Source organism: Micromonospora sp. NPDC049366, from assembly GCF_044466625.1.
Taxonomy (GTDB): domain Bacteria; phylum Actinomycetota; class Actinomycetes; order Mycobacteriales; family Micromonosporaceae; genus Micromonospora.
Genome location: NZ_JBITMV010000018.1, coordinates 121,273 through 133,949 on the forward strand (window position 1 = coordinate 121,273; position 12,677 = coordinate 133,949).

Sequence of the window (12,677 nt, forward strand, 5' to 3'; positions counted from 1 at the left end):
CGAGGGGCGGTGGCGTCGTCGGCCTATCGCCCCTGGTGGACCAGCGTGGGTGGAAGCAGTCGGAACTCGCTGCACCTGTTGAGGATGATGAGCCCCTGAGGTGCTGCCGCGGAATGCGTGCTGGGGAGCGTGACGACCGGACCGTCCTCGGTCAGGTTGATCTGATAGGTCGCCATGTGCGGCGGCGTGTCCGCGTTGCCCGTCGGTGGCGTGGCCTCGGTCTGCATGAGGACGGCGTCGGGCTCGCCGTCGCGCAACAGCACCACGAGACCGTCCGTCCCGGCCAGTTCCAGTGCGACGCTCACCGCCGCCGGCGAGACGGGCCGCTGCAGTCCCTCCGTCTGTCCGCTCCGCGCCTGGTCGACCCAGTCGGCGACCGCGGCTCCCGCCTCCGCCTGCGGTTGGCCCTGGTAGCGGACCTCCAGGAACCGTTCCTCGAGGAAGCCCACCAAGGGATCGGCGTCCTGCGACGTCCTCGCGGCGTTCCTCGCCAGCTCGACCAGTCTCTGCACTGGCACCGGGAGTTCGGCCTCCACGCCACCGACGGCGTGCCTGTCCTCATGGTGATCCCTGGGTGGTTCGCGATGACCGCTGACCTGACTCGATGAACTGGCCTGCTCCGCGTTGTCGGGCGTCCATTGGATGGTTGTGCGGCCTTGGGGGCGTATCCCGCCTTGTAGGCTGCGCGCCGAATGCGGCACCCTCAATGGTTCGCCGTCGTTGTGGCCGTCTTCGTGGCTTCGAGGGCTGCCGCCGTCGCTCTGGCCTTCGTAGATGGGATCCGAGATCCAGATTTGAGGGCTGCCGCCGTCGCTCTGGCCTTCGTAGACGGCATCCGAGATCCAGATTTGAGGGCTGCCGCCGCCGCTCTCGTCGTCCTCGTACTCGTCTTCGCTCCCGTAATAGCTGTCGTCTTCAGACGGCGGGTCCAGGACGGTGATCCTGGGCGCGCGACCCTCATCCTCGGAGTCCGTCCCATCACCGCTGCCGCTGCCGCCGCTGTTGGTGTCGGTCTCGCTACCGTCGGTGTCGGTGTCGGTGTCGGTGTCGGTGTCGGTGCCGATGCCGAGGTGCTCGGCGAGATCCTGCGTATTTACGATCACGTACCGTTCGTCGTAGGGTCGGAGATACCGCAGTGGCACTTCGACTATGTTGCCCACCGTCGCGGTCCGGTCGAGGACGGCGACGCCTGCAGGTTGCAGGATCCAGTCCTTGAACTCGACCCAATTCGCTACGGGGACGACGACGTGGATCAGGGTATCGGCGCCGACTTGCGGAGGGCGCATATTAAAGATTGCCCGCACTGCCGCAGCGGTGGGGTCGCCAGCCTCGGGATACGGTGGGCCCCACTCCGCGAGTTGGCGGATCGCGGCATCCGGTTGCGGGGCCAGATCAACCAGGTGCCCTACCGCCTCGCTCAGAGTAAAGAACCTGCCCTCCCGGAGGGCTGTCCCGTCGGCGGGGTCGACGTCGATGGTGCCCCAGTGTATTTCTTCGTCATGCGGCGCGACAGCGTAGATCACGCGATCACCGGCCAGGGCTAGCTCGCGGATGAATGGTGCCCAGCCGATATCGGCACGGATGGGAGAGGTCAGCACGACCACCTGGTGGTTTTGTGCACCTTGGTCCAATGGGCGTTGCGCGCGATACTCCTCGGCTGACCTAAATTGGTCGTCCAGGGCGGAGTAGATTTTGTTGCCTTCCTCGTTCAGGCGACCGATCTCGATGACAGTGTTCTCTTGAACGGGTTCGGGGGTCAGATCGGCCAGGCGCCTCACCGCCTCGGCCCGAGTAAAGAACCTGGCCCGCCGAAGGGCTTTCTTGTCGGCTGGGTCGAGTTCGATGGTCTCCCAGTAGATCTTGGCTTCGGTGGCGTAGATCACGCGATCACCGGCCAGGGCCAGCTCGCGGATGAATGGCACCCGCGAGCCGAGGGTGGTGGTCGGAGAGGTCAGGATGACTACCTGGCGGTCTCCTGCGCCTCGGTCCGGCGGGCGTTGTGCGCGAAACTCCGCGGCCGACCTTAGTTGACTGTCCACGGCGGAGTGGATTTCGGCCCCGGATTCGTCGATGCGACCGGGCTCGACGACGAGGTTCTCTGCGGCCTCCTGTGGGACACGAAGGAGTAGGGAGTCGACGAGGTCGGGCCCGACGTGTGTTGGTACTGCCACCACGGCCATACCGTCGGCGTACTGGTTGACCCAGAGGTCGTGTTGGCCATCCGTCCAGATTGCCAAGGTGGGGCCGATACCGTGGTCGGGCGCTCGAAAAGTGGCGACCGCGGTGTGCCTGGATGCTGCCAGGTTGTTTCCGATCCGGACCGGTAGGCCGGCGGAATTTTCTGGGTCGAATGGGATGACTCCCGGGCGCAGCAGGTTTCGCACCCGTGACAGGTCGGTCTGGCGTAGGCCGGTGTCCCGGACCAGAATTCTCTGGGGGAGGCCGGGCACGAGGGGCCGGGAGACGAACCTCGATTCATACCCTGGGGGTAGGAGCGTCGGGCTTTGATAAGCTGGGGGGTCAGTTTCCCCGGAAGATGTGCCTTGGCCTCCTGAATCTTCGGCGTCGAGCTGTTCTTCCTCTCGGGCGAGCGTCGGGCTTTCATAAGCTGGGGGATCGGTTTCTCCGGAAGATGTGCCTTGGCCTCCTGAATCTTCGGCGTCGAGCCGATCGAGCTGCTCCTCTTCTAGGGCGAGCCGCGTCACGTTGTAGGCGACGTCTCGGCCAAATTCGATCTCGAATGGATCTGCCAGAGCCAGGCGGATCTGATCGGGAAGCGACAATTCCGACTCGCGTTGTTGTTCCTCCCGCAGCGCCGAAGCAAGGGTCAGGTGTAGCACCTCGTCGTCCAACGGGCGATGCCAGATGTTCTGGGCGTTGTCCGTCGAGACGGAGAAGACGACACCCGATGGCGACGGCTCTCCCAGGTACAGCCGTCCCTCGATCTCTTGGGCGACACGACGTGCGAACGGGAGGGTTCTTGCCTCGGGCGTAATACCCGGATTGGGAGCCGGGACCGGTGGTTCCAGCAGCAGGGCCAACAGTGGGCCACCTGCGGCACCACGGTCTTCTCGACCAGGATCGAGCACACCGTGTCCGATAGCTTCGGTGCTCACCAGGTCGATCAGCGTTTCGACTGTCAGCCGATCGCCGTTCTCGGTGGTGAGGATGAGGCTCTGCCCGCGGGCGTGCGACTCGTGCAGCGTGCCGGCCACCAGCACCACACCAGGGGGGATGGCGATGCCGCCGATGATCGCGCGCCAACGCTCAAGCTCCGCAGCCGTGGAGTGAACCAACCACGCGCGTTCAGCCAACCGCTGAAGCCATCGGCTGAAGTCTCCTGACGCCTCAATGTTGGCGATGGACCGGGCGAGCTGACCCCTGAGTTCAGGAATACGCAGGCGTTCGATGAGCTGCCGTGCCGCCTCGTCCACCGTCTCGGCGCGACCCCTTGTCACCGCGTCCGAATCGGCCAACAGCACGCTGAGACGACTCGCGACCCTCTCGAGCACCTGGACCGCGGAACTCGCCTCGCTCGAGTTGCGGAGGTCGGTGCGTGTCTCCGCGGCGTGCAGAGCCGTGAGCAGGACGGCAGCCTCCTGCTCTGTGAGCAACGATGCGCCCCCCACGGTCAACGGTCGGGAACCGAGTAACTCGGCGAGGAACATTTCGAGTGTCAGACCCAGCGGATTGCCGATCCACCACGAGACTGCCCCTGCCAGGAGGTCCCGGTGGGCCGGCACCCGCTGCTGAATCCGCTGCCCGAGCCGTGCGCGGAAGCGGTCGCCCAATGGTGACACCGGACTGGTCAGGTCGACGTCCCGAGGGCTGGACGGCAGGCGGAGTCCGCCGACGAGATCACCGGCGACCGGGCGGGGACCAGTGTGATGCTGACCCGACCACGGGGACCCGGGCCCATGCAGGGAGGTGCCGCGGCGGCGGTCGCCGCGGCCAGAGGCGCTCAGCCCCTCCACCAACGAGGAACGACGTGATGCGTAATTTATCTGCCCGCTGCCCGGCCAGGCTGGCGCGAGCGTCCCGGGCAACGAGAAGCGCCGGTCGTATATCGAAGATGGCGGTGGGGGCAGCGGTGACAAGTCGCCGGCGGAACTGGCCAAGGGCTGGGAAGAGTGGGATCCCAACGCAGACGGACGTCTATCCCGGAGTCGGGTGGCGACGTCGTTGGCGGCGGCAATGTCCAACGGAGGCAGACGGTCTTGCCTGAGCCTTCTCGCCAGGGCTGAGCGGAGTTGGCGCGCACGCAGACGGGCGGTATCGATGGCGTGCCTGCGCTGTTCGTCGGTCGCACCCACCGGGTCGATCCAGGTGCGGAACCCGTCGAGCTCCCTGGTGGCCTGGTCGATGCGGTCACGTTGCCTACCGGTGGGTGAACCTGTCAGCGTCGCTGCCGTGTGGGCGCCGTTCAGGATCCTCCAGTACGCCGCCCACGAGAAGAGACCAGTCCGGCGTTCGTCAGGGTCCGCTGGCTGCGGGTCGGCTGACCGGTCGCCTTCAGAGTCTTCCGGTTGCATCGGGCGATCGCTGGCGACCGTCAGACCGAATCGTGCACCGAGTTGGCTCACTGCGGTGACGAATTCGCGGAATTCGACCGACTCACCCTCACGCCACCAGGCGAGGACCTGGTCGACATGGCGCAATTCCTGGTCTCGCCGGCGAACCGGAGTGTCTTCTTCCACCCAGCTCCGCAGATCCTTAACGAACTCGTCGTCGAGGCCGGAGGCGGGCTCGCCTCTGGACGATCCGCCGGGCAGCCTACCGATCTGACCTCCGCTCTGGATGTAGTCGGCGATCTGGCCGGCGGACACGTGCTGGTTCGGTCGCGTGGCGAGGGCGGCCTGTGCCGCGAGCACGCTGGCCGCGGAGGCGGTGAGGTGGCGTGGGGTCAGGATCGCGTTGACGTCTCGAACGAGCTGGTGTGCCTGCCGACCCACGATCACCGGTGTGGGCCGGTCAACGTAGAGGTGAACCCTCTCCCTGGCCGGATCGACAACGTGCCTGACGGTTATCGCGTTGTCGCGCGCCGGGACCTGTTGTCGGATCGCGGGCACCAGCAGGTTCAGCGCGGCACGTGCCGGGCCTGGTTCCGGCGCCTCGACAACGATCTCCACGGCGCCCCGACTGGCGACCACGCGGCCGATCTCGCGCGCGTCGATCCGCAGCCCGACCGACCCCGAAGCGAGGTCACTGCCGCGGATCCGCAGTGGTCCGTCCCTGGTGGGGAGTTCGCTACCGGCCAGGCCGTCCGCGATGTTCCTGGATTGGGTGGCGGGACTGACGTTGACCGTCCACCACACGATCACCTGTCGCCTCTGCTCGGGGGTGTCGAGGGGCTGCCGAACGGGGGCGGCGGACTCGGATCCACTGGCGCGGTCGGTGGCGGGATTCAGGCGGATGTGGGGTGCGGCGCCGTACCAGTCGAACTCGCTGCGAAGGTAGTCACGGACCGCCTCGGCGCGGTGGAGCCCACGGTTGCGCTCGCCGGTGCTGAAGAACCTGCTGCCATTCCTGCCACCCTCGATGTTGACCTCAAGTTCGAACCCGAAGCGGACCAGTTCGAGCGCGTGCGAGACGAAGGACCGCAGTTCCCTGGGCGGCTGCTGCCAGTCCTGTTGACTCGCGAACGGCACGGAAAGCCAGGACCAGTCAGGGCTGCGTACGTAGGCGGAGTAGGCGCCACGACGCCAGAAGCCGGGTGCCAGGCTCTGGATGTCGGACGGTAGCCGGAAGCTGTCGAGCACCGAGCGCGGAAGGTCGATCGCGACGAGGTCGACGACCGTCCGGCCTCTGTACTCCGAGTCGCTGTCGGCGCTATCCGAGTCGCTGTGGGCGCTATCGGAGTCGCTGTCGGCGCTAGCTGAGTCGGTAGTCTCTACCAGACGCTGGTAGGTGACCGTGTTGACCCGCGCCCGCACATCGGGTATCTGTCGCAGGAAGCCCACGACCGCTTCCCACCCGGATCGAGGGTCACGCAGCCTGTCGATGAGGGGCTGCACCGCGTACAGGTTGAGGTCACCCGCACGATTGAGCAGGTCGCGGATCAGATACGTGACGGCGCGTTCGAGCAGACGTATCTCCTCGTCGGCGGACAGGTGTCGCGCCGCAGGTGCGGCCGGGGTGTGCCCGTCAAGCCACGCGTGAGCGAAGCCCATCTCGATGTTGGACTGATCGATGCCCGGCAGCGCCTCGGCCGATTCGAAGCCGGCCGCCTCGGCAAGGACATGTAGCAGGTCCGGGCCGGTGCGCTCCATCACCGACTGAGCCCGCGCCCTTCCCACAAACTCCAGGACGTAAGCACGTTCGTGATCACGCCGCTGATCGCCGACGTCATGGAACGCTGGGTCCAGTTCGGATTGGTGGAGTGAGTACTGGTCCGCGACGATACTGCGCAAGATGGCGAAAGCGGGATGGTCCCGGGTCCCCGCTAGCGCTGAATTGCCTACCCCGGTATCTTCCGCCGACACCTCCTGATGGACGGCGAAGCCGTGCGCTCGTAGTCGTTCTCTGATGCCGCGCAGGCTCTTGAAGACATTGTCGCCGTCCGTGTAGATCCCGCCGAAGGCCATGAGTTCGTACCGCAGGATGTCGCTCGCGGCGCCAAAGGCGCCCGGGAGGCCCTTGGCCCACTCCAGCATGAACTCTTCGAAGTTGTCCATGGGGTGTTCGGCGTGGAAGACGTCGAACACGTTGACCACGCTGATGTCGTGCCGGCGTGCCCAGTCCGCGAACTCGCGATGTGCCGCGAAGTCGGCCCGCGACATGTCGGTCCAGAGGACGACGGTCATCGTCCCGCGGAGGGTCTCGGCCATCCTGCCGACGTTCTCGGTCACCTGGCGCGGGGGCGAGCCGCCGAACCAGATGGTGTGTACCAGCGCCGGCATCTCCCCGTCCGGAATGATCACGTCCCCGTCGTACAGGTCGTGCCGGTCGGGCCCGACCCAGGACCTGCCCTCTGTCGTCACCTCCCAGGAGTGGGCTGGATTCTCTTCGATGCCGGTGGTGGTCACGGCCTCGCCATGTCTCAGGTCCAGCCGACGCAACGCTCCGACCAGCGCCGACGTCGGAAGCTCGGGGAAGTCGATGGCAAACGGCGGCGCTGGGGGAATGTCGCGCAGACCGAAGAGATCAGGCCCGGCGAGTGCGGCGGTCTGCGGGTGCCGAGCAGGCTGTGCGCCCCTGCGCTCCTGGACCAGCCGGGCGTTCCGGTCGAGTCTGGCGATGAGCCGGTCGGCGGGGGACCCCCAGGAGGCGGGCAGCGGGGCGCCGAATCGGCGGTCGACGCCGAGGTCGACCATGGCCCGCGCGGTGGACTGTGATTCGATCGCCGGTTCGAAGGGGTTCTCGACGACCACCCCGTCCGGTTCCCTGATCTGCACCCGGGCGGAGATCACGGACTCCAGCGGACCGAGCCGGCGTGGGCTGAACTGATCCGGGTCGGCGGGGAGTTCGACGAGCCGATCCGGCTCGGCGGCGCTCGCGTCGATCATGAGGAGCCTGCCGTCGTGCGTGGAGTACATGGCCCAGGTGTGGCCTGTCCCGAACCGCTCGATGTAGAAGCCGGCGCTTCGTCCCGGCCGCGCCCGCAGTACGTCCGCGACGGCCGCATAGCTGGGAGGCCGCACCAGTGTCCGTGGATCGACGAGGGTGGGACCGGTCAGCGCGAGACGGGTCCGGGCCCGTGGATGCAGCTCCGACCAGACTCTCCCGAGCAGGACCAGGCACAGCTCCGGATCAGTGACATCGACCCCTGCCCGGGCGCGGGTGACGAGGGCTGGCAACTCGTCGAAGGTCCACGGCCGGGGCGGCGCGTCAACCCGCAGGTCACGGCCGAAGTCCGCCGGCGGCAACGCGCGGGCACCTCGGGCGACCGCGTCGCGCGTCCGGTCGGCCGTGGTGGGCGGGGACACGGTCGGTGCGACGGCGGGTGCCGCGGCGGAGACGGCCTCGTCAGCGTGCCCGGGCAGCGCGATGCCCAACGGCCGTAGGTCGATGCCGGGGGCGGTCGGGTCGGGGTGCAGCAGCTCGGAGACGATCGCACCGGCGGTGGTGAGGGGCAGGCCGGTGCGCTGGTCCAGGAGCGGCACGGCCCACAGGTCCACGTCGGCGCTGTCCGGCAGGTTGCGTTCCGCGCGCAGATCGGCGGTGACATGGCGCAGGCGGCGAGCGAACGACTTCGCGAGGAGGCCGCGGATGACGGTGGCGTGTTGGCCGAAGAAGTCCTGCAACTCGTGGCCGGCGGCCTCCCAGTGAGCGAACAACGGCTGCCCGGCGACCATGGTCGTGACGGGTCCTGGCGAGCCGCCCGGGTTCGCCTGGGCCGCCAGTACGCCGGCGAGACGGAGATACAGCAGAGCCATCAGCTCGACGGTGGTGGCCACCGACGCGTCCTCGGCGGCGAGGGCCGGAATGCGCCCCAGTGAAGTTCTCGTGCCGGTCCTCGCCGTCACCAGGTGGGTCGCGACCACGAAGCCGAACCGCCGGGCCGCGTCGACCTGGTCGCGATCCTCCGGCTCGGCGTTCCTGACGAGGTCGTCGAGTGCCCGCAGCATGCCGCCGCCGAGCGGGGCGTCGAGCCGGTGCGCTCGCGCGGGGCTGAGCGGCGGCGGTGTGGTGTTGGCGAGCCCGGGCGATGACCAGGTCTCGGGCCCGGCCGGCTGGATCCTGCCGTCGGCTCCGATGAGAACCGCCTCAGCGGCGACGGCTACCCGCACCTCGTCGGGGATGGCGCCGGCCGGATGGACCGTGCGGCGCAACGGGTGGACCCAGTGCACGCCGGCCCGCCGGGACCCTTCGGTGGGCCGCGGCGCCGCGGTGGCGACCACCGCCATGACCTGTTCACCCTGGCCGTCTGGCAGCCGCAACCGCACCAGCGCGAGCCGGGGGCCGGTCGGGGCGGAGCCGCCGTCGGGCGTGGCGGCGGAGGGCCGAGCCACGTCACGGGCCAGCGCGGCCAGCGACCCTACCGGGGCCCAGCCGCTGTCCCCGGCGGCCACCAGCGATGTCGAGCCTGGTCCGTCGCCGTGCAGCGCCGTGACGAGGCTGCCACCGGCGGCCAGGTGGTCGGCCAGAGTTGGCGTGTCCCCGTGGTCGACCGGCGGCAGGCTCGGAATCGAGGTGACCACCGCCCGCAGGTCATCGACGGCGAGGAGGTGATCGTGGGCCGGGCTCGACGCCTCGACCGCCCCCAGGGCCAGCAGCGCCGCGTGGCCGGCGGCGATGTCGCTGCCGAACCTGCGCACCGTCTCGGTCAGCGACTGCCGGTCCATCCGGGTCAACTGGTGGGTGCGGGCCGCCTGGGCTCGTGCGCGCAGCGCTGACGGACGGTCACCGGCGTATCCGGCCGGATCCCGGGCGGTCAGCTCGTGCCGGACGGCGGCACGGAACAGCGCCAACGCCGCCTGTCTCGCGGTGTCGCCGGTGGGCGGGTCGGTCGCCGGCGCGGAGCGGCCGAAGCCGGCCACCGGCGGCACGGCATCCTCTGACACCTCGACCTCGGTGTGACCGCCGGGGCCGACATCGGTGGGGACCGGCAGGGTCGGCGTCGCGGGCGGGACGGCAGTGACGATTCGTCGGGTCAGCCGCTCGGCGTCAGACGGCGCGGCGCCGAGCCCGCGCAGGTTCTCCGAGACCAGCCCGCGCAGCGAGTCCCGCGTGACGACCGCGAGATGGTCACTTCCGCCGATCCGCACGACCGGTGGTCGCCGGCCCTCGCCTGGCCGTGACCGGTCCAGGGCGCTCTCCGCCAGCCACGACGCCACGGCGACCAGATCGACCAGGGAACGCGGATCGGCCTGCGTGTGGGTGCCGGGCACGGTCAGGCGCGCCGGCAGCCGGGTCGCGTCGCCGGAGAGCAGCGGCAACCCGGAACCGAAACGCACCGGACGTTCGCCGTGAGGGTTGTGATGACCGACCGCCGTGTACATCCGCCGCACGTGCGGCGGGACCGGAGCCGCCCGCCACGATCCGGAATCGTCGCGGTACAGGTCGACGACGCTGTCGACCCGCGCGAGCAGCGACGCCGCGCGCAGCCGTTCCACGACGACCCGAACGACGATGTCGGGGCGCTCGTGCCGGGCCGCCGCCCGGGTGAGCTCGGCGAGGTCAAGCCGGGTGGGGTCCTGGGACAGCGCCGCCTGGGCGGCGGCGTGCGCGTTGCGGACGAGCGCGAGCGTGCCCGCCCGGTCGGCGAGCGGCACGGGCAGCCCGTCGCCGGTCGCGGCGCCGGCGTAGCGCCAGTCCAGGTGATGGGCCTGGACGAGCTCCCGCGTGATGATGTCGACCTGCAGGCGGGTCAATCCGCCGAGGACGTCGAAGTGGCCGCCGCCGTCGACGGCGAAGCCACCGCGCGGGTAGGTGGCGTCAGTGCCCGGGCGGACAACCTCGCTCGTCGTGGCGGACTGGTAGACCGTCACGTCGGGGAAGTGCCGCCGCAGCGCGGTGCCGAAGTCGGCCCCGACGCCGCCGCCGATCACCACGATCGACCGTACCGGCAGCTCGGTGTCCTCGTACCGCTGGGTGAAGGCACCCTCGTCGCGCACCAGGCGGGCGAGGATCTCCCCGTCGACCGGCGGCGGAGCGACGATCGCGAAGGTGCTGGTGTCGGCGACCCACGGCACCGTGAGATCGCGGAAACGCGCCGCACCGCCGGGCGCCAACTCGTAGTGGCGTGCGTACGCGCGGTCGCAGTCGGCGATCCACTGGGCGACCAGGTCGGCCAGCCCGCCATCCAGCCCACCGAAGGAGACACCAACGGTTCGCCCATGCCGGTTCGACATTCGCCGTGGCGTGAATCCACCATCGCCGGCTGGGGAGTTCCCGGCCGGCGCGGACAGAGGCTCGCTCATCGGATCACCGCCGTGTTGGTGCGGCACGCGCAGTTCATGGTTCCCTTTCCGTGAGTTGCCGCCCTCGTCCGGCACCGGTCCGTCAGAAGCTGCGGCCGAGCCCCCAGAGCAGGCCGTAGACCCCGTAGACACCGAGCAGGAGGGCGGGCAGCACGACCTGACACGTCGTCAGCAAGGCGCCGAACCGGGGAGGCTGTCGCTCCCGGCCGAGGTCGGCGCCGCTCACGCCGGAGCGCCACAGCACCACCGGCAGCCCGGCGCAGACCGCCGCGACGCCGGCGAGCAGCATCAGTGGCAGCACCAGTGGTCGGGTCGCGCTCCAGTGACCGAGCGCGCCGATCAGTCCGAACGTTCCGGCCGTCCCGGCCACGACCGGCCCGATCGCCTCGGTCGCGAATTCGAAGGTCCCCGCGCGGACGAGCAGCGCGACCGTGGCTACCGCCGCCAGGACGAGCGAGAAGGCGGAGGTGTCCCGGGTCAGGACCAGCAGTGCCACGGCGACGATCGCCGAGGTGGTGCTCATCAGCAGCACCAGAGTGTGCCGGGCCTGGGCCACCCGTGCGCCGAGTTTGTCGGCGTCGGCCGCCGGCTCGACTGTCGGCGAGGACATTCGCAGCCATGAGGCGGCGGTGAGCAGGCCGGCGACGCGGGGAGCGACGGCGAGGAAGAGGGTCCCGGCGGCCGCGGCGGTCGCGGCGGTGGCTGCCGGGCTGGCGCCGAGCGCGAGTGCGATCGTCGTCATGGACCCGGTGACCACCACCAGCAGCGTCACCGCGGCGAGCAGCACTCCGGGTACCGCGACCAGGGCGATGAGCAGGCCGAGCGTCACGCCGACCTGCCCGTAGACGAGGTGTGGAACGTCCCAGCGCACCGGTCCGAGGCTGAGGATCGCGACCAGCGCCATGCAGGGGATCACGGCGCAGCCCAGCAGCGTCCGCAGCCCGCCCGGCAGGACCCGCGGGTACGGTCGAAGCAGTCGGGCGGCGACGGCGAACCCGACCCCGATCGTCGCCGCCGACACCCCGACGAGGACCCGGCCGCGGTCGGCGATCGTCAGGTATCCCAGGGCGAAGAGCAGCCAGGCCGCGCCGAGCAGAATCGCGCTGCGGCCTTTGGCCGGCAGGTCCCAGCGTGATCCCCGCCCGGCCTTGCCGAGCTCGGAGACCACCTCCCAGACGCTGCGAACCACCGGTTCGTCCGCCTCACCGTCGAGTACGTCGCGCAGATAGAGCACGGCTCCGTCGACGACTCCGGCGCTGGACAGCGACGAGGTCAGGGGAAGAGGGGGCGCACCGAGGGGAGCCAGGGTCCACGCCGGTGGCAGCGCCTCGTCCGACTCCTGGCCGACGAGGCGGGCCAACAGGTCCGCGTACTCGGCGATCGGCGCGTCGGCGGGAACGGCCAGGTCGACCCGCTTGCGGGCCCCGACGACGGTGACGAGGCAGCGGGGCTGCGCCTCAGTGCTTCCAGGTCTGGACATTGGTCCATTCGCAGTCGGTGTAGTTCTGCCAGGTGACGTTCATGGCGTGCGCGATCTGTCCGAGCACGCCCTGCGGGCCGAGCAGCCCTTCGGCGGCGACGTTCCACTCCAGTTGCAGGCCCTCGTAGTACCGCTTGTTCTCGCCGTCCCAGCTGTCGAGCACCGGCTGAAGCAGGTTCCGCAACTTGATCAGCTCATCCTCGATCGTCTGAGCCATGTTGTTGAGGAAGGGCCCGGCCTGATCCAGGTCCACCGGCACGGCGATCTCGCGGGAGTCGATGCCTCCGACGGCCATTGCTGTCTCTCTTTCGGGGCGAGGGAATCTTCGGGTGGCC

Annotated in this window: 3 protein-coding genes; all 3 read right to left on the reverse strand. The window is 69.4% G+C overall.

Going from position 1 to position 12,677, the window contains the following annotated elements:
- Nucleotides 1-23: 23 nt before the first annotated feature.
- Nucleotides 24-10,862 (reverse strand): hypothetical protein, encoded by a 10,839-nt coding sequence (locus tag ACIBTV_RS24455; RefSeq protein WP_396708425.1) that lies wholly within the window; start codon nt 10,860-10,862, stop codon nt 24-26.
- A gap of 82 nt (nt 10,863-10,944) precedes the next feature.
- Nucleotides 10,945-12,342: an EsaB/YukD family protein gene (locus ACIBTV_RS24460; RefSeq protein WP_396708427.1), complete on the reverse strand. Its 1,398-nt coding sequence runs from the start codon at nt 12,340-12,342 to the stop codon at nt 10,945-10,947.
- Nucleotides 12,320-12,637 (reverse strand): WXG100 family type VII secretion target, encoded by a 318-nt coding sequence (locus ACIBTV_RS24465; RefSeq protein ID WP_396708428.1) that lies wholly within the window; start codon nt 12,635-12,637, stop codon nt 12,320-12,322. Before ACIBTV_RS24465 ends, ACIBTV_RS24460 begins: the two co-directional genes overlap by 23 nt.
- Nucleotides 12,638-12,677: the final 40 nt, after the last annotated feature.